This window comes from Sulfitobacter sp. UBA1132 (assembly GCF_002311545.1).
GTDB classification, from domain to species: Bacteria; Pseudomonadota; Alphaproteobacteria; order Rhodobacterales; family Rhodobacteraceae; genus Sulfitobacter; species Sulfitobacter pontiacus.
This window is the reverse complement of record NZ_DCAN01000011.1, coordinates 271-19,061: the sequence shown is the minus strand read 5'-3', so window position 1 is coordinate 19,061 and position 18,791 is coordinate 271. Positions and strand designations below refer to the sequence as shown.

The 18,791-nt window shown below is 61.8% G+C and carries 13 protein-coding genes; 9 read left to right on the top strand and 4 right to left on the bottom strand.

What is annotated here, in order from left to right; translation table 11 throughout:
• The first annotated feature begins 88 nt into the window (after positions 1–88).
• The 4 genes from doeA (at position 89) to B4F27_RS07730 (ending at position 5,408) form a co-directional block, all read left to right on the top strand.
• Positions 89–1,264, top strand: coding sequence for an ectoine hydrolase DoeA (doeA, locus tag B4F27_RS07745; protein ID WP_286759335.1), 1,176 nt, complete (start codon positions 89–91; stop codon positions 1,262–1,264).
• Positions 1,265–1,268: 4 nt separating this feature from the next.
• Complete coding sequence (doeB, locus tag B4F27_RS07740; protein WP_286759334.1) at positions 1,269–2,261, top strand: N(2)-acetyl-L-2,4-diaminobutanoate deacetylase DoeB; 993 nt, start codon at positions 1,269–1,271, stop codon at positions 2,259–2,261.
• A 27-nt stretch (positions 2,262–2,288) separates the two neighbouring features.
• Positions 2,289–3,662 (top strand): aspartate aminotransferase family protein, encoded by a 1,374-nt coding sequence (locus tag B4F27_RS07735; RefSeq protein WP_286759333.1) that lies wholly within the window; start codon positions 2,289–2,291, stop codon positions 3,660–3,662.
• A 138-nt stretch (positions 3,663–3,800) separates the two neighbouring features.
• The gene (locus B4F27_RS07730; RefSeq protein ID WP_286759332.1) at positions 3,801–5,408 is read left to right on the top strand and encodes a class I adenylate-forming enzyme family protein; all 1,608 of its coding nucleotides are present in this window, start codon (positions 3,801–3,803) and stop codon (positions 5,406–5,408) included.
• Between the two features lie 65 nt (positions 5,409–5,473).
• Here B4F27_RS07730 and nhaC read toward each other — a convergent pair whose 3' ends face one another.
• Positions 5,474–6,967, bottom strand: coding sequence for a Na+/H+ antiporter NhaC (gene nhaC / locus B4F27_RS07725; protein WP_037944945.1), 1,494 nt, complete (start codon positions 6,965–6,967; stop codon positions 5,474–5,476).
• A gap of 361 nt (positions 6,968–7,328) precedes the next feature.
• Here nhaC and B4F27_RS07720 point away from each other — a divergent pair, with 361 nt between their 5' ends.
• The 5 genes from B4F27_RS07720 (at position 7,329) to B4F27_RS07700 (ending at position 14,654) form a co-directional block, all read left to right on the top strand.
• On the top strand, positions 7,329–8,891 hold the full coding sequence (locus B4F27_RS07720) for a glucan biosynthesis protein (RefSeq protein WP_414717694.1): 1,563 nt from the start codon (positions 7,329–7,331) through the stop codon (positions 8,889–8,891).
• Positions 8,888–9,052, top strand: coding sequence for a hypothetical protein (locus B4F27_RS07715; protein ID WP_005851989.1), 165 nt, complete (start codon positions 8,888–8,890; stop codon positions 9,050–9,052). The genes B4F27_RS07720 and B4F27_RS07715 overlap by 4 nt, the downstream gene beginning before the upstream one ends.
• Entirely contained in the window at positions 9,045–10,823 is a 1,779-nt protein-coding gene (gene mdoH, locus B4F27_RS07710; RefSeq protein WP_414717692.1) for a glucans biosynthesis glucosyltransferase MdoH, read from the top strand. Before B4F27_RS07715 ends, mdoH begins: the two co-directional genes overlap by 8 nt.
• The gene (locus B4F27_RS07705) at positions 10,798–12,054 is read left to right on the top strand and encodes an OpgC family protein (protein WP_009826270.1); all 1,257 of its coding nucleotides are present in this window, start codon (positions 10,798–10,800) and stop codon (positions 12,052–12,054) included. The genes mdoH and B4F27_RS07705 overlap by 26 nt, the downstream gene beginning before the upstream one ends.
• 161 nt (positions 12,055–12,215) lie before the next feature.
• On the top strand, positions 12,216–14,654 hold the full coding sequence (locus tag B4F27_RS07700) for a mechanosensitive ion channel domain-containing protein (protein WP_286759329.1): 2,439 nt from the start codon (positions 12,216–12,218) through the stop codon (positions 14,652–14,654).
• Positions 14,655–14,737: 83 nt separating this feature from the next.
• On the opposite strand, the gene B4F27_RS07695 is transcribed toward B4F27_RS07700, so the two are convergent.
• The 3 genes from B4F27_RS07695 to B4F27_RS07685 all read right to left on the bottom strand — a co-directional run.
• A complete protein-coding gene (locus tag B4F27_RS07695) occupies positions 14,738–16,309 on the bottom strand; it encodes an acetolactate synthase large subunit (RefSeq protein WP_286759328.1) in 1,572 nt (523 codons plus the stop codon).
• Between the two features lie 14 nt (positions 16,310–16,323).
• A complete protein-coding gene (locus B4F27_RS07690) occupies positions 16,324–17,892 on the bottom strand; it encodes a class I adenylate-forming enzyme family protein (protein WP_286759327.1) in 1,569 nt (522 codons plus the stop codon).
• 101 nt (positions 17,893–17,993) lie between these two features.
• The coding region (locus B4F27_RS07685; RefSeq protein WP_286759326.1) for a SulP family inorganic anion transporter at positions 17,994–18,791 on the bottom strand (798 nt) is incomplete at its 5' end.

The window sequence follows — 18,791 nt, the reverse complement described above, 5'->3', positions numbered from 1 at the left end:
CAGCTTTTACCCGCGTAGCCGCATTATTCGCATAAATGCACAGCGCGAAAAAGCTAAACTCGCACAATACCCTGGCAGGAATCCCCACATGATCGACCATTCTTTCACACAGCACGAATATGCAGCACGTCTGGCGAAAACACGCGCCGAAATGGCCACCCGCGGGCTGGACGCGCTGTTTGTCACCGATCCGTCCAATATGGCGTGGTTGGCGGGCTATGACGGGTGGTCGTTCTACGTGCATCAAGGCGTGCTGTTGACCCACGAAGGCCAGCCCGTCTGGTGGGGGCGCGCCATGGACAGCGCCGGTGCCCAGCGCACGACCTATCTGGATGATGACAATATCGTCGGCTACGATGACACCTACGTCCAGAACCCCGACAAACACCCGATGGAGGATCTCGCCCGTCTCATCGCGGACCGCGGGCTAGAGAATGCACGCATCGGGTTCGAGCTGGACAACTATTACTTTACCGCTTCGGCATTCCTGACGCTGCAAACGCGGTTACCGGGCGTCAATATCCAGAACGCCACGGCACTGGTGAACTGGCAACGTGCGGTGAAATCCCCGACAGAGCTTGAATATATGCGCCGCGCCGCGCGGATCGTTGAACGGATGCACGAGGTGATCCGCGAAAAGGCCGAGGTCGGGATGCGCAAGAACGACCTGATCGCGGACATCTATCATGCCTCCGTCAGCGGGGCCGAAGGGCATTGGGGCGACTACCCCGCCTGCGTGCCCATGACGCCCTCGGGTCTGGATGCCACCGCGCCGCATATCACATGGGACGATGCTCCCCTGCGCAACAACGAAGGCACATTCTTTGAAATCGCGGGCGCCCACCGACGCTATCAATGTCCACAGTCGCGTACTTTGTTCTTGGGCAAGCCTCCGCAGAAGTATCTGCATGCAGAGAATGCCGTGCTCGAAGCGATTGATGCCGGGCTAGAGCAGGCCAAACCCGGCAACCGCTGCGAAGACATCGCCCGCGCCTTCAACACCACCCTGCGCAACCGCGGGTTCGAGAAGGACAGCCGCTGCGGGTATGCGATCGGCCTGTCCTACCCTCCGGACTGGGGCGAACGCACCATGTCGTTCCGCGCAGGAGATACCACCGTGCTGGAACCCGGCATGACCTTTCACTTCATGCCCGCCCTTTGGCTTGACGACGGCGGGATCGAGATCACAGAGCCGATTGTCATCACGCAAACCGGTGTCGAATGCCTGTGCACCACCCCGCGTGCGCTTGTGATCAAGGAATAGCGCCATGCGGGACAATCCTATCTCGGCCACCATCGATTTTGAGTGCGACGGCGTGCAGCACGGCTATCTGCGCCTGCCCTATAGCCGCAATGACAGTGCTTGGGGGGCGATCCAGATTCCGGTGACCCACGTGAAAAACGGCGACGGCCCCTCTGCCTTGCTGACCGGCGGCAACCACGGCGACGAATACGAAGGGCCGCTGGCCTTGGTCGAGCTTGCCCAGACCTTGGAGGCCAAGGATGTCACGGGTCGCGTGATCATCCTCCCCTTCATGAACCACCCCGCCTTTATGGCGGGGACGCGGGGGTCTCCGTTGGACGGGGGGAACATGAACCGCAGCTTCCCCGGCCGCCCCGATGGCACCCCCACCCAGAAGATCGCGGACTACTTTCAACGGGTGCTGCTGCCGATGGCGGATGTCGTGCTTGACTTCCATTCGGGCGGCAAGACGCTGGATTTTCTGCCCTTCGCCGCCTGTCACACGCTGGACGACCCTGACCAACAGGCCCGCTGCCGCGCCGCGCGCGATGCGTTCAACGCGCCTTTCAGTGTCGAGATGCGCGAGATTGACGCGCTTGGCATGTATGACGACGCGGCAGAGACGATGGGCAAGACATTCGTTACCACCGAATTGGGCGGCGGCGGCACTGCCACGCCTGAAACCGCGCAGATCGCCCGCAAAGGCGTGCGCAACCTGCTGATCCACGCCGGTATCCTGCAAGGCCAGCCCGTCACTGCGCCATCGCGCATGCTGTCGCAAGACGACGACCGTTGTTTTCACGTCACCAACCACGGTGGGCTGGTCGATTTCAACGTCACCCTTGGCGACACAGTGGCCGAAGGCGACCTGATCGCGCGTCTATGGGACAGCCAGCATACGGGCCTGCCCCCGCGTGAAATCCGCGCCCAGATGGGGGGCATCGTGATCGCCCGCCACCACCCCGGACTGGCACAGCCGGGCGATTGCCTTGCCGTGCTGGCCACCGAACTCACCTGAAACTCTCCTAAACAGAAAGCCTGACCTATGCTTCGCAATGATGATCAACTCGCCACATGGGACCGCGAAAACTTTTTCCATCCCTCTACGCATCTGGCACAGCATGCGCGGGGTGAATCCGCGACGCGGGTGATCACAGGGGCGTCGGGCGTTCATATCGAGGACCGCGATGGCAACCGGATGCTGGACGCCTTTGCCGGGCTCTATTGCGTGAACGCAGGCTATGGCCGGACCGAAGTCGCTGACGCCATCGCCGAACAGGCGCATCAGCTGGCCTATTACCATTCCTATGTGGGCCACGGGACCGAGACGTCTATCACGCTGGCAAAGATGATCATGGACCGCGCACCGGCGCATATGTCCAAGGTCTATTTCGGTCTGTCCGGCTCGGACGCGAACGAGACGAACATCAAGCTCGTCTGGTACTACAACAACATCCTTGGTCGCCCGCAGAAAAAGAAAATCATATCGCGCTGGCGCGGCTATCACGGGTCGGGGCTGATGACCGGATCGCTGACCGGCCTGTCGCTGTTCCACGACAAATTCGACCTGCCGATGAACCCCGTGATCCACACGGACGCGCCCTATTACTACCGCCGCAAGGACCGCACCCAGTCCGAAGCCGAATTCACCGCGCAATGCGCCAACGCGCTTGAGGCGCTGATCCAAGCCGAAGGGCCGGACACCATCGCAGCCTTTATCGGGGAACCCGTATTGGGGACCGGCGGCATCGTGCCCCCGCCCGCCGGATATTGGGACGCGATCCAAGAGGTGCTGAACCGCCACGACATCCTGCTGATCGCGGATGAGGTCGTGACCGGCTTTGGCCGTCTGGGGACGATGTTCGGGTCGGATCACTATGGGCTGAAACCCGATCTGATCACCATCGCCAAGGGGCTGACCTCGGCCTATGCGCCGCTGTCGGGGTCGATCGTATCGGACCGGATGTGGAAGGTGCTGGAACAGGGCACGCACGAGAACGGCCCCATCGGTCACGGCTGGACCTACTCGGCGCATCCGATCTGTGCCGCGGCGGGTGTCGCGAACCTCAACCTCATCGACGATCTGAACCTTGTCAGCAACGCGGCCGAGGTGGGCGGATATCTGAACGCCTCGATGAAAGAGGCGCTTGGCGATCATCCGAATGTGGGGGACATCCGTGGCGAAGGGCTGCTTTGCGCGGTGGAATATGTGGCCGACAAGGCAGACGCCACCCCGCTTGATCCTGCTGCCAAGGTGGGGGCCGCGATCTCTGCCGCGATGCTGGAACGCGGCGTGATCGCCCGTGCCATGCCCCAAGGCGACATTACCGGCTTTGCCCCGCCCTTCTGCATCACCCGCGCAGAGGTCGATACCGTCGTCGCCGCGACCGCGGATGCGGTAAAAACCGTGCTGGGATAAACGCCCCGGTTCGCCTTGTTTCGCAGGGCGAACCGACCCCAACAGGTGGGGCATAATGCGGGCGCTAACACGGCGCTTGGCCGTTGCAGCCCCTGATTGTTTGCGCAATGACTACCCCAAGCTACGGGAGGAGCGCAGATGCCACATTGGTCACAGGCGATCACGGATCGCATACAAACAGAAACCCACTTTGACGGTCGCGAGATCAAATGCTTCAAGGATCGCCCCGCCGACCTGAACGCCATGCTCGCCGCGGCCCTTGCCCGCGCCCCCGATCAAGAGGCCGTGGTCAGCGGCGAGACCAGACTGACCTATACCGAGCTTGACCTACACGTGGGCCGCATCGCCGCAGGGCTGCGCGCGCGTGGGGTCGAAAATGGCGACCGCGTTGCGCTGCTGCTGTCGAACCGCTGGGAATTCATCGCGACCATGATGGGCTGTCTGCGGCTTGGCGCGATTGCCGTGCCGATCAACATCCGCGAAGGCACGCCAGAGCTGGCGTTTATCCTGCGTCAATGCGGGGCCAAGATCGCCGTGCATGGCATGGATGTCGCCGACCGCCTGCCCGCACCGGCCGATCTGCCCGGGCTAACCCACCGCTTTTGCGTTGGCGGCACAGTGGCGGGGTCCGACGCTTTTGATACGCTGCCCGCGCAGACCCCGCTGACCGACGCCGTGCCGCTGCACGAGGATGACATCGCGGTGATCCTCTATACCTCCGGCACCACAGGCCAGCCCAAAGGGGCGACGCTGACCCATCTGAACATCGTCCATTCCGCGATGCATTTCGAGCTTTGCATGGAGCTGGGGGCCGGTGAACGGTCGCTGCTGTGCGTGCCCGCAAGCCATGTGACCGGGCTGGTCGCCACCGTCTTTACTATGATGCAAACCGCAGGCTGCACCGTGATGATGGAGGTCTTCGGTGCCCATGAATTCCTGTCGCTGACCGCCAATGAAAAAGTCACGCAGACGCTGATGGTGCCAGCGATGTACAACCTGTTCCTGCTGCGCTGCAACGTCGAGGACTACGACCTGCAACACTGGCGGATCGGGGGCTACGGCGGCGCACCTATGCCGCAATCCACCATCACCGAACTGTCGGAAAAGCTGCCGAACCTCTGCCTGATGAACGCCTATGGCGCGACGGAGCTTACCTCTGCCGTAACGATCCTGCCGATGGGGTTCGGCACCAAACGCGCGGATAGCATCGGCATCGCCGTGCCCTGCGCCGACATCCGCATTGTCGATCCTCAGGGCAACGACGTGCCCGACGGCACCCATGGGGAGCTTTGGATCAAGGGCGCGATGACCGTGCCCGGCTATTGGGACAACGCAGACCGCACCGCCTCCGAGTTTTACGACGGCTACTGGAAAAGCGGCGACATGGGGTCACGCGATGCCGAGGGGTTCATCTGCCTGCACGACCGCCGCAAAGATATGATCATTCGCGGCGGCTATAACATCTACAGCGCCGAGGTCGAAAACGCCCTGACCGCCCACCCCTCCGTGATCGAATGTGCCGCCATCGGCTGCCCTGATCCGGTGCTGGGGGAGAAGATGCATGTTTTCATCCACACCACGGATACCGCGCTCGATCTTGATGCGATCAAGGCTTTCGCACGCACAAAGATGGCGGACTACAAAGCCCCCGATTTCGCGACGTTCGACCCCGATCCCCTGCCGCGCAACGCCAATGGCAAGATCGTCAAGAACACGCTTCGCGACAGGCTGAAGGCGCAGGCCTGAGGGCATGAAAAAAGCCGCAGCGCTCATAGGCGCTGCGGCTTTCATCTGTGTCGGTGCAGGCGCGATCAGGTCGCGGCCGGTTGCTCGTAGGCGAGCTCATGGTCGCCAAGGTCCATGATGTCTTCGCCGGATTTGTCCCATTCGGCCCGATCTTCGTCCGTCGCTTTGGGAGAGAACAGACCGGTCACCGCATAGAACACACCGATCAGCGGTGCGGTCCAGCAGGCAAAGGCCAGCGGGATGTACAGCAGGTTGGTCAGGTTACCGTCCATGACCCCCAGCCCCAAAGCCGAGATCACAAAGGCACCACCGGCGTTCCACGGGATCAGCGGGCTCATCAGCGTGCCGCCCTCTTCCACCGCGCGGCTGAGGTTCAGGGTCGAATAGCCCATCCCACGGTACAAGGGCGCGTACATACGGCCCGGCAGCGCGATAGAGATATAAGGATCACCCGCAACCATATTGGTCGCAAATGCCGTCCCGATGGCCGAGCTTTGTACCGCGCCAAAGCTTTTCACCCGGCTGACGATCGCCAGAATGATCGCCTCCAGACAGCCGGTGCGCTCCAGCGCGCCGCCAAAGCCCAAGGCAATCAACATCAGCGAAATGGTCCACATCATCGACTGGATGCCGCCCGCGTTCAGCAGGCTGTCGATGTCGGCGATGCCCGTGTCGATGGAATAGCCCGACTGCGCAAAGGCGAACACGTCATGCAGCCCCGCGCCCTGCCAGAAGATCGCCACCAGTCCACCGGCCAGCACACCGGCAAACAGCGACGGCAGCGGCGGCTTTTTCATCAGCGCCAGCACAATCACGATCAAGGCAGGCGTCAGCGGGATGATCCCGAGGCTAAAGCGTTCCTCCAGGCCGGTTGTGATCTGATTGATGCTGCTGACGTCGCCTGCACCCTCTTCGATCAGCATAAAGCCGACGACCACATAGATCACCAGCGCGATAATCATCGCCGGGACGGTCGTGGGCAGCATGTTCTTGATGTGGTCGAATACATTCGTGCCCGTCACCGCAGGCGCCAGGTTCGTGGTGTCCGACAGCGGCGATACCTTATCGCCAAAGAATGCGCCCGACACGACCGCACCGGCGGTCCAATAGGCCGGGATACCGAAACCCGCACCGATCCCCATCAGCGCCAGACCAATGGTGCCGACTGTGCCCCAGCTGGTCCCCAACGACAGGGAAACCACAGCACAGAGGATCATCGCGGCTGCCAGAAAAATCGACGGGGTCAGCAAGGTCAGCCCGTAATAGATCAGCGTAGGCACCGTGCCCGACGCGATCCAGACGCCGACGATCATGCCGACCACGATCAACACCGCCAGTGACGGCATCGACACGTGGATCACGTGGAACACGCCTTCGCGGATGTCCATCCACGTCTGACCGCGAAACACACCCAGCAGGGACGTGATGGCCAATCCGAGGATGAGGGGAATATGCGGCGTGAAGTCGCCATAGTAGAAAAGTTGCAGCGCCAGAAGGCCAAGCGTCAGAACGACGGGCAGCAGCGCCAGCGGGAGCGATGGAAGGTCTTTATTGTCCATTTTGTCCTCGTTTTTGTATTCTTGTTTACTGATACACACACAGATTCCCTTTAGGGTGGCATTGCGGGCCTGTGATGCCAACCAATCTTATTCTAGGGCGATTGAACGTCATTTCCGGCAAATTTCCGCTGTATTTCAAAGAGGCTAGACAACACCTGCACTCAGGGGCGCTATGTCTTTGCAAATATTGCCGGATGATGCCGCGCTGATTTCGCAATTTTCGCGTAAACCCCGCACTGTGCAGCAAAATTTTGCGCATCATGCTTCATGTTATTGAACTTCCCGCGTAATTATATGAATTCTGCAATGCAGCAACGAACAGGAATCATTTTTGATGCATCATTTGTCTCGCTCCCGCCCGATGTCTCGCCGGTCAGTATTGCGCGCAGGGGGGGCCGCTTTGGCTTTCGCCGCTGCAACCGGTTTGCAAGACACTGCTGCCTGGGCGCAGGCCAGTGATACGGCGGAGCCTTTTTCTTTTGATATTCTGATCGAACGGGCACGCAACCTCGCGGGTGAAGAGTACACCGCGCCGACGCAACTGGGCGCGCCTTTTACCACGCTGGACTATGACGACTACCGCAACATCCGCTTCCGCGAGGACAGCGCGATCTGGAAAGGCCCTGCGGCGCAGGCGGTGGTACATGCCTATCACCCCGGCTGGCTGTTTGACGGCACCGTGTCGCTTTACGAGATCGTCAATGACAAGGCACAGCCGCTTGGCTTTACCTCGGATGATTTCATCTACCAGTCCAAAGCGCTTGAAAAGATCCCGACCGGTACCGAGCTGCCCGGCGTCGCGGGCTTCCGCATGAATGCGCCGCTGAACGATCCGCAGCAGTTCGACGAGATCGTGTCCTTCCTCGGGGCGAGCTACTTCCGTGCCTTGGGGGCGGGGAACCGCTATGGCCTCAGCGCGCGCGGGCTTGCGGTGAACACTGCCACTTCCGAGCCCGAGGAATTCCCCCGCTTCAGCGCCTTCTGGCTGCAGCGTCCCGCACCCGGCGAGACGAAGATGACCTTTTACGCCCTGCTGGAAAGCCAGTCGGTCGTGGGGGCCTACAAGTTCACCGTGACCCCCGGTGCCACCACCACGATGGATGTGACCACCGAACTGTTCTTCCGCCAGGACGTGCAGCAACTGGGCGTCGCGCCGCTGACATCGATGTATCTGTTCGGGCTGAACGATCAGGGTGGCTTTGACGATTACCGTGCCCGCGTCCACGACAGCGAGGCGCTGGTGGTCAACACCGGCCAAGACACGCTGTTCCGCGTGCTGAACAACCCGCCCAAGCTCGCCAATTCATACTTTGGGGCGCAATCGCCGAAATCCTTTGGCCTTGTGCAGCGCCACCGTGCCTTTGACGACTATCTGGACGCCGAAGCCCACTACGAGCTGCGCCCGACACTGATGGTCGAACCCAAAGGGGACTGGGGCGAAGGCATGGTCCGCTTGATCGAGATCCCGTCGGATCTGGAGGGGAACGACAATATCGTCGCCTTCTGGACCTACAAGAACGGGTTCGCGGCGGGGGATAGCAAAAGCATTTCCTACCGTCTGAACTGGGGGATGAACCCGCCCGGCGCGTCTTCGACACTTGCACAAGTATCGCGCACTCTTGCCGGAAATGGGGGCATCGCGGGCGTAAAACCGCGCAATGATCGCCGAAAGTTTGTCATCGACTTCGAAGGTGCAACTTTAGGGGAACCAAACGCCGAGAACGTTGTTGAAGCCAATGTAAACATCGCCGGCGGCACAGTTGCAGGACAAGTACTGCAGCAGATCGACGGCCACGATCACATGTGGCGGCTGGTTCTAGAGGTCGTCGCCGAAACTGATGCAACGATTGAACTGCGCGCCAATCTGGTCGCGGGCGACCGTAGCTTGACCGAGACTTGGGTATACCAATGGCTGAAAGAATGAATACGTCTGTGACATCACCTGCGACCACCGAACAAATGACCGACTTTGACCGTTATGCGCCTCGCCCTGCCCCGCTGGATATGCCGCGGCAGGTGCTAGAGCATGATGCCCGCCCCTCCCTGTTCGAGGTGGTGAGCCGCATCTTCATGCGTAATGCCTGACATGCCCTCTTATTTACGCGATGGTGCCACGCGGGTCAGCCGCGTTGGTGCCATTTGCTTTGCCCTGCTCTGCGCAACCGCGGCAGCCGCGACACTGGCGCAAGCGGGGCTTAATACCGGATTTGATATCTGGGACGGCTTTGCCGTGGCGCTTATCGCGCTTACGACGGCTTGGTTGGCCTGGGGGGCGGGGCAGGCTTTTTTGGGCGTGCCTTCTTTCGATCCCCTCCCTGATATGGACCTGAGCAACGCGGATTCCCCCCCGACGGCGATCCTTGTGCCGATCTGCAACGAAAACCCGACAGAGGTTTGCGCGCGCATTATGGCAATGCGCCAATCCATGCAGGCCGCGAACGTACCCGTCGATTTCGCCATTCTGTCCGACACCTTTGACCCCGACGCCCTGATCGCAGAGCGCGCGGCGCTGGCCCCGCTCTTGGGCGATGAAGGCGCTGCGAACCCGGTCTACTACCGCAACCGTACCGACCGATATGGCCGCAAGGCGGGCAACGTCGAGGATTTCATCCGCAAATCCGGCGGGGCCTATGAATACGTCGTGATCCTTGACGCCGACAGCCTGATGGAGGGCGACACGATCCGCCATCTTGTCGCACGGATGGAGGCAGACCCGAGCCTTGGCCTGCTGCAAACCCTGCCCAAGATCTTTGGCGCGGGGTCGCTGTTTGGCCGTGCGATGCAATTCTCGGCCAGTTTCCATTCGCCGGTTTTTGCACGCGGTCTGGCCCGTATGCAGGGGCGCGCGGGCCCCTTCTGGGGGCATAATGCCATCGCCCGTGTGCGCGCCCTGTCGCAATGCTGCGGCCTGCCAGAACTCAGCGGCCCCGCCCCTTTCGGCGGCACCATCCTAAGCCATGACTATGTCGAAGCCGCCCTCTTGGTACGCGGCGGCTGGCGCGTCGAGATGGACCCCCGCATCGCCGGTTCCTTCGAGGAAGGCCCCGACAATCTGCTCGCCTTTGCGCGCCGTGATCGCCGCTGGTGTCAGGGCAACCTGCAACACATGCGTCTGGTCGGTGCCCCCGGCCTGCACGGGTGGAGCCGGTTCGTCTTTGTCCAGGGGATCATGGCCTATCTGGTATCGGTCGCTTGGGGGGCCTTCCTGATCGTGTCGCTGCTGGCCGCTGCGACCAATGCCAGCCCTGATTATTTCCCCAACGCCTATCAGCTTTTCCCCGTCTTCCCCGACGACAAGACCTTCCAGATCGTGGCGCTTGCCTTTGGGATCGGTGGGCTGTTGTTGCTGCCCAAGCTCGCGATCTTTGGCGAAGCGGCTGCAACAGGCCGCGCCAAGGGGTTTGGCGGGGCGCTGCGCGCGCTTGGCTCTGTCCTGTCTGAAATTCTGCTGACCGCGCTGATTGCGCCCGTGATGCTGATGTATCAAAGCCGCGCCGTCGCCGAGGTCTTTGCGGGCAAGGATGGCGGCTGGCCCGCGACTGCACGCGGCGAAGGGCGGCTTACCCTCGCCGAAAGCTGGCGTGCCAGCCGTTGGGTATCGCTGTTCGGGGTCGCGGTCACCGCTGCCGTCTATCTCTGGGTGCCGAACCTGATCTTCTGGCTCTTGCCGGTGACGCTGCCCATGTCCATCGCGCCGCTGTTGATCGCCGTGACCTCGCACGAGAGCACCGGCCAAGTCTTTACCACGCCGCAAGAACGGGCCACGCCCGCCGTCATTGCAGCTTATCGCGACAACCTGAGATCGGGTGCCGCCCCAGAAGGATCGTCGCATGACACAATCGTCCAACCGGCCTGACGCCCAGCTTATTCCCATCCGGCGCGGGGTCGACCTGCCGCGCCGCGCCCGCGATCCGCGCATCGATGCGTTTCGCGGGCTGGCGCTGATCATGATCATCATCGACCACATGCCCGGCAACCCGTGGGAGCATCTGACCATCCGCAACATCGGGTTCTCCGACGCGGCAGAGGCGTTCTTTATCATGTCGGGCATCGCGGCGGGCATCGCCTATTCCCCCGCCATTGGCCGCTGGATGTCGGGGGAGCTGCGTCTTTGGGATGCGATGGCCCCGCTGTGGCGGCGGGCGTGGCAGCTGTATATCGTGCATATCGTGCTGACGGTCGCGGCCATCGGTCTTTATGCCTGGGCGGCAGATACGTTTGTGCGCTCGGAGTTTCGTGTGATGCACAACCTCGCCCTTTTGTATGACCAGACCGGTGCCGCGATGGCGGGGCTGGTCACGCTGGGATATCAGATCGGCTATGTGAACATTCTGCCGTCCTATACCGTCTTGCTGCTGGCAGGCCCTGCGCTGATCGCCGCTGTGCTTTACGCCCCGCGCACGACCTTGGCCGTTGCGGGGGCGTTCTGGCTTTATGCAGGTGCCACCCGACTGACCATCCCGAACCACCCCGGTGGGGGCGGCTGGTTCTTCAACCCGCTCACCTGGCAGTTCATCTTTGTCATCGGCCTTGCCATCGGCGTGCGTCATCGCAAGGACGAACGGTTGGTCCGCAACTCTCCGATCCTGTTCAAGCTGGCGCTTGGTCTGCTGCTGTTCATCTTTGCCTGGCGCTACGTGCCCGGTCTGGGGGCGTTCATGAACAACAAGATGGCGCAGCTTGGCGGGCTTGGCCTGCCCAGCAACATCACGACGCACAACAAGTCGATGCTCGCGCTGCCGCGCTTGGTGCATATCCTCGCGCTGGTCTATGTGCTTTCGTGCCTCCCCGTAGTGACCCGCATCTGCGCACACCGCTATGCGGCCCCCTTGCGTCTGATGGGCAGCCACGGCCTGCTGGTCTTTGGGCTAGGGACGATCCTTGCACTGGCCGGACAGATCATGATGGATGTCGAGCCTACGGTCACCGCCCTGCCGTGGACCCTGCCGCTGGCCGCCATCGCTGTGTGCTATGCCGCCGCCCTGCTGGCCGAAGCGGCACGCAAACAGCCGCAGCCAAAGCAGCCCGCCCCGACCAAAGCCGAGGCCCCGCGCGCCGAGGTGATCACCGGCAGTTCCACAGCGTAAACAAGCCCGTTAGTGCCATGACCGAAAGACCGCCCGATGCGCAGACTCGCCCTGCCATCGGGTTTTCTTTACGTCCAAGACCGCCCATAAGCGAAAAACAGTGGAAATAGGGAACGTTCCCCTATCTCGTAGTGTAATTTAGTGTGTTGAAAGAGGCCCCCATGTCAAAAACCGGAAAGATCGCGATGCCAGCCCAAGGGTGGCTCTACGTACTGACGGGGCTTGTGGTGGCACTCTTCCTGACGCTCGCCCCCTTCGCGGCGCAGGCGCAATCGCTGTTCACCGGAGGCGGATCTTCCAACACGGAAACAACCGAAACGACACCCGAGGCAGAGACGAAGGCACCGCTGGATACCCTGCTCGAGGTGCTCAAAGACGATGACGCCCGCGCCGCGCTGATCGCGGACCTTGAAAAGTCGCTGGATGCCTCGGGCGACCCTGCGGGTGATGAAAACCCCGCGATTGAAACGATCACCGAAGCCGCGGATGCCGAAGGCGTATCGGTCGGGCGGCAAATCGCCCTGATCACCCAGCAGATCGGACAAGACACAGTCAGCACGCTCACCTCTTTCTGGAACGGGTTCGAACGCGGCGGCAAGGTCTTCTCTGGCCTCAGCGGCGCGGAGCTGACCGTATTGCTGGAAGCGATCCCCGGCCTGCTTGCGGTCATTGCGATCACCGTCGCGCTCTTTGTGGTGCTGCGCTACCTTGCGCGGGGGCTATATGCGCGCATGGGGCGCACGGCCGAGCATGTGGGCCTCTTCCGCTCTATCGGGCTGTTTCTGGGGTCGAACCTGCTGGACGCCTTTATCGTTGTCGTAGCTTGGGCCGCTGGTTATCTGATCACCATCCTCGCCGTTGGCGAAGTCGGGCAGATCGGCATCCGCCAGTCGATGTATCTGAACGCCTTCCTGCTGGTCGAAATGACCAAAGTCGTCATCCGGTCGTTCCTCTCGCCCGTTGCGTCGGGCCTGCGTCTGGTGCCCGTCGGTGACAAGGCCGCCGCGGCGCTGACCCGCTATCTGAGCATCGTGGTCAGTGTTCTGGGCTACGGGCAACTGCTGGTCGTGCCAATCGTCAACCAAAGCGTCAACACGGCCGCGGGCGCTGGCGTGTCGGCTCTTCTATCGGTCCTCGTACTGCTGTATTTTGTCTACATCGTGCTGCGCCGTCGCAAGGCCGTCACCCGCTGGCTGCAAAGCGAAGCTGACCCCAGCGAGGCGCAAGCCGCCGAGGGTGTCGATCCGGCCACCATCGCAGAGGCGCGGCGCGGCTTTATCGCGCGTACGCTGCACGGGTTGGCAGGCATCTGGCACTGGTTCGCACTGGCCTATATCGCGGTGATGTTCATCGTGGTCATGACCCAGCCCGCCGAGGTCACGCTGAACGCGATTGTCGGGTCGGGCAAGATCCTTGCCGCGATCATCATCGCCGCCCTGCTGTCGGGCTGGTTGGCACAGGCCGTGCACCGCGGCATTTCACTGCCCGAGGACGTGAACGCCAAGCTGCCGTTGCTGGAACGTCGCATCAACACCTTTGTCCCCCGCGCCTTCAGCGCCTTGCGGCTGTTTCTGCTGGTCTGCGTGCTGTTCTTTACGTTGGACGTAATCGGCACGATCGACATGCGCAGCTGGCTTGAGGGGCAGGTCGGGCTGGCAGTGACCAAGGCGCTGATCTCTGTCGGGTTGATCCTGACGGTGGCCTTCGGCATCTGGCTCGCGCTGACATCCTTTGTCGACTACAAGCTGAACCCTGAATACGGCGCTGTGCCAACCTCGCGGGAAACCACCCTGCTGACCTTGCTGCGCAACGCGGCGACCATTACGCTGATCATCCTCACGCTGATGTTCGTGCTGAGCGAGATCGGGCTGGATATCGGGCCACTGCTTGCCTCTGCCGGGGTCTTGGGTCTGGCGATTGGTTTCGGCGCGCAGAAGATGGTGCAAGACATCATCACCGGTGTGTTCATCCAGTTCGAGAATGTCATCAACGTGGGCGATGTGATCACCGTGGGCGGCACCACTGGCACCGTCGAAAAGCTGTCGGTGCGCTCTGTCTCGCTGCGCGATGTGCAAGGCGCATTCCACATGATCCCCTTCTCTACCGTGGATGTGGTCAGCAACTACATGCGCGGCTTCTCTTACACGGTCTGTGACATGGGCATCGCCTACCGCGAGAATGTCGAAGAGGCCAAGCAGGCCATGTTCGACGCCTTCGACCGCATGATGGAAAACGAGCCAGACATCGCCAATAGCATCATGGGAGAGCTGGAATGGTTCGGGGTCCAATCCCTTGGTGACAGCGCCGTGGTGCTGCGCGTGCGGATCAAGACCGATCCGGGCAAGCAATGGGGCATCGGGCGTATGTACAACGGTTACCTCAAGACGGTCTTTGACGAGCGCGGGATCGAGATCCCCTTCCCGCAGCAGACCATCTGGCTGGGCGAGAACAAGGACGGCACCACCCAGCCGTTCAAGATCGAAGGCCCCGCCGCGCAGGATCAAGGCCTGCCGCCGACCAAAACCGTGTCCAAGCCGATCGAGGCAGACGACGTGCCGGACAGCGATGATGCCGACGGCGACGGTGGTGCAGACCGCTAACAGACGCGGATGACTGAAATAGAAAAAGGCCCCCGATCAGCGCTGATCGGGGGCCTTTTTGTATAGGGTGGTTGGCGCGGGCGCTACATCACCGCTTCGATCAGATACGGGCCTTTATGTGCCAGCCCTGTTTCGATCGCGAGCTCCAGCGCCTCGCAATCACTGACCTGCGTCGCCTCTACCCCCATCGACTTTGCCATCTGTGCAAATTCAAGCGTCGGCTGGTCAAGCGACAGCATATCCATCGCCTTGGGGCCCGCATTGCTGACGCCGACATTGGTCAGCTCGCCACGCAGGATCTTGTAGACGCGGTTGGCGAAGATCACGATGGTGATGTCCAGTCCCTCGCGCGCCATCGTCCAAAGCGCTTGCACCGTGTACATCGCGCTGCCATCCCCGATCAGCGCCATCACCTTGCGGTCAGGGCAGGCCACGGCCGCCCCGATCGCCACGGGCATGCCATAGCCGATGGACCCGCCGCAGTTGTTCACCCAAGTGTGCTTCGGGGCCCCTGCTGTTGCGGGGAAGAACGCGCGGCCTGTGGTGATCGCCTCGTCGATGACAATCGCATCCTCGGGGATGGTGCGCGCTAGGGCTTGCGCGATGCCGCCCGGCTCCAACGGGCCGCTGGGTTTGTCGGCGGTGGCGGCTTCGGCCACATGGGCGGGCGGAGTGTCCGCCGCACCCACACCGCTGCACAGCGCCTCCAGCGCCCCTGCGATATCCTGCGCAGTGGTGCACAGGTTGGTGATCTGCGTGCCCTCGGCGGTCAGGATCGCGGGCTTGTTCGGATAGGCGAAAAAGCCGATGGGTGCGCGTGCGCCCAGCAGAACGATGCGCTTGAACGGGGCCAGCGTCTCTAGCGCCTGATCGATGGGATAGGGCACGCGGTTGACCACCACACGCCCTGCCCCGCGTTCCTGCCGCGCATTGGCCCATTCGCTTAGCAGTTTGCAGCCCGTCTTGGCCGCGATCCGCCCCGCAATCTCAAGCATCTCAGCACTTAACGCGGCACCGCCCAACAGCAGCAGGCTGTCGGGGCCGGACAGCGCGGCGACGGCTTCCTCCAACGCGGCCTCGTCAAAGGCAAGGCGCTGTGCAGGCTCTCGCGCGGGCGCGACAGCGCCGCCTTCGTTCCAGGCGGTGTCACTGGGCAGCATCAGCGTCGCCACCTGCCCCGGTGCCACATTTGCCGCCTGCACCGCACGGGCCGCATCCGCGCCCACATCCGCCGCCGACATGGACGTGTGCACCCAATGGGACACGGGCCGCGCGATCCCTTCGATGTCAGAGGTCAGCGGCGCGTCCAGCTCGATATGCGTGACCGCATGTTCGCCGACAATATTCACCACGCCCGAGCCTGCCTTTTTCGCGTTATGCAGGTTCGACAACCCGTTGGCGAGCCCTGGCCCAAGGTGCAGCAGGGTGCAGGCGGGCTTGCCGGACATACGGTAGTACCCATCCGCCGCCCCCGTCGCCACGCCCTCTTGCAGGACAAGGATCGACCGCATGCCGGGCACGTGGTCCAGCGCGGCAACAAAGTGCATTTCCGACGTGCCGGGATTGGTGAAACAGGTATCAAGCCCACTATCGAGCAGCGTCTGCACAAGGCTATCGGCCCCGTTCATCTGGTCTGTATCGTCTTGGTTGCTCATGTCATCTTCCTTGTTCACGCAGAAACCGCCGCCCAGAAGGGCGCGCGCAATTCTTTCTTGAGGATCTTCCCGATAGAGCTGCGCGGCAGCTCTTCGCGCAGTTCCACCGCCGACAGACGCTGGCTTTTACCCAGCTTGGCGTTGGCGTCAGCGCAGATATCATCGCCCGAACGCGTCGCCCCCTCGCGCAGCACCACCAACCCGTAGGGCGTTTCGCCCCAAGCGTCAGAGGGCACGCCGATCACGGCGGCATCCGTCACGTCAGGATCGGCCAGCAGCACCAGTTCAAGATCATCGGCATAGATGTTCAACCCGCCCGAGATAATCATATCTTTCTTACGGTCCGACAGGATCAAGAACCCGTCCTCGTCAAAACGGCCCATATCGCCCGAGCGGAAGAAGACGTTGCCCGCTGCGTCGCGCCAGATGTAGTCGGCCGTCAGGTCATCGCGCCCGAAATACCCCGCCATCATCGTCGGCCCGCGGCCGCAAATCTCGCCCACGGTGCCCTTGGGAACCTCTTTGCCCGTTTCGTCGATCAGGCGGATCTCATTGCCCGGCGCGGGCTGGCCCACCGTGTGCAGCTTGTCGGGATGTTCGGCAGAATTCAGCACAGTGACCCCGCCGCCTTCGGTCAGACCGTAGTATTCCAGCAGCTTGCCGGGGAAGCGCGCCAGCACATCCGCCTTGACCTCGGCCCGCAGCGGCGCGGAGGTGGAGAATTTCACCTGCATCGATGACAGGTCGAAGGCGTCAAAGTCAGCCACGTCCATGATGCGTTTGTATTGCACAGGCACCAGCATCGTGTGGGTGATCTTTTCACGCTGCACGATCTCGAGGTACCCGCGGGCGTCGAACTTCGGCATCAGATAGACGGTCGAGCCGCCATAAAGCGTCGGCAGGAAGGACACGATCGTTGTGTTGGAATACAGCGGCGTCGACAGCAGCGTGCGGGCGTTATCGTCATATCCGTTGGGCGACACGCGGTCCATCTGCGCCGACCGCATCCAGTGATTGTGCAAGATGCCCTTGGGCGTGCCGGTCGTGCCCGAGGAATAGATCAGGTTGAACGCATCCGACATCTCGATCTTGATCTCGGGGTCGGTGTCCGAAGCCCCGTCAACCGCCGCGCCATAGGGCTGAAACGCGGGATGGTCGAAATCTATAGCAAAGCGTGCCAGATCCAGATCAGCGATAAAGCCATCGACCAGTTCAAGGTATTGCGCCGCGACAAAGATCGCGCGCGCGCCGCAATCGGTCAGCATCTTTTGTAGCGCATCGGGGGACGCCATCGTCGACAGCGGCGTCACGCAGGCCCCTGCCCGCAGGATGCCCATAAACAGCTCTGCATAAGGAATGGAGTTGGGCGAGATGATCGCGATGTTGTCGCCCTTACCCACACCCAGCGACAGCAGCAGATTGGCGATCTTGTTGATGCGCTGGTCGAATGCCCCCCAGCTGACGGTCTGCCCGTCACAGACCAGCGCAGGTTTTTCCGGATGCGCTTTGGCGTTGTCGCGCACGACCTCGACGATGGTTTTCGTGGGTGTCGTCGCCGGTGCCGGCGGATTGATCGGTATCATATCACTGTCCTGAAATAGTTCTCTCCCCGCTGCGGAACGCCGTTCCGCAGCCCCTGACAGCAGTTGTAACGATCAAACAGAAACTTGCAAACGATGGGTGACTATGCGGCAGCTTTTCCCAAGGCGACATAGGCTGCATGCTGGGACAGGAACACGCTGCCTGTCAAATCCGAGATGAAATGCTGCTTTTTCAGACGGTCCATGACAGGGCCTTTGACCTCGGACAGGTGCAGCTTGATCCCCATATCGCGCAGCCGTGCGTTGATCGCTTCAAGCGATTCCAGCGCGCTAAAGTCGATCTCGTTGATGGCAGAGCACATCAGCACGACATGGCGCAGACAGGTGTTGCCCGCCAACCGGTCATAGATGCAATCCTCCAGGAACCGCGCGTTGGCGAAATACAGGCTTTCGTCGATGCGCAGGGTCAGCACCGTTGGGCAGGTCTCGACCTCGTGGCGGTTGATATTGCGGAAATGTTCGGTGCCCGGCACCAGCCCGACTTCGGCAATATGCGGTTTGGTGGTTTTATAGAGATGCAGAAAGATCGACAGCACCACCCCGCAGGTCACCCCCAATTCGACTCCGCTGCCCAAGGTGATCAACATGGTGGACAGCACGGCAGCGAAATCGGATTTGGAATAGCCCCATGCTTTTTTCAGGATCGAGAAATCCACCAGCGTCAGCACGGCCACGATGATCGTCGCGGCTAAAGTCGCTTGCGGCAGAAAGAAGACCAGCGGCGTCAGCGCCAGTGCGGCCACGGCCAGCCCCACGGCGGTATAGGCCCCCGCCGCCGGTGTCTGCGCCCCTGCGTCAAAGTTCACCACAGACCGCGCAAACCCGCCCGTGACCGGATAGCCCCCCGTAAAGGCCGCGCCGATATTGGCCGCCCCCAGACC

Coding starts and splice junctions, on each gene's coding strand:
- doeA (WP_286759335.1), top strand. CDS start 89: ATGATCGACCATTCTTTCACACAGCACGAATATGCAGCACGTCTGGCG.
- doeB (WP_286759334.1), top strand. CDS start 1,269: ATGCGGGACAATCCTATCTCGGCCACCATCGATTTTGAGTGCGACGGC.
- B4F27_RS07735 (WP_286759333.1), top strand. CDS start 2,289: ATGCTTCGCAATGATGATCAACTCGCCACATGGGACCGCGAAAACTTT.
- B4F27_RS07730 (WP_286759332.1), top strand. CDS start 3,801: ATGCCACATTGGTCACAGGCGATCACGGATCGCATACAAACAGAAACC.
- nhaC (WP_037944945.1), bottom strand. CDS start 6,967: ATGGACAATAAAGACCTTCCATCGCTCCCGCTGGCGCTGCTGCCCGTC.
- B4F27_RS07720 (WP_414717694.1), top strand. CDS start 7,329: ATGTCTCGCCGGTCAGTATTGCGCGCAGGGGGGGCCGCTTTGGCTTTC.
- B4F27_RS07715 (WP_005851989.1), top strand. CDS start 8,888: ATGAATACGTCTGTGACATCACCTGCGACCACCGAACAAATGACCGAC.
- mdoH (WP_414717692.1), top strand. CDS start 9,045: ATGCCTGACATGCCCTCTTATTTACGCGATGGTGCCACGCGGGTCAGC.
- B4F27_RS07705 (WP_009826270.1), top strand. CDS start 10,798: ATGACACAATCGTCCAACCGGCCTGACGCCCAGCTTATTCCCATCCGG.
- B4F27_RS07700 (WP_286759329.1), top strand. CDS start 12,216: ATGTCAAAAACCGGAAAGATCGCGATGCCAGCCCAAGGGTGGCTCTAC.
- B4F27_RS07695 (WP_286759328.1), bottom strand. CDS start 16,309: ATGAGCAACCAAGACGATACAGACCAGATGAACGGGGCCGATAGCCTT.
- B4F27_RS07690 (WP_286759327.1), bottom strand. CDS start 17,892: ATGATACCGATCAATCCGCCGGCACCGGCGACGACACCCACGAAAACC.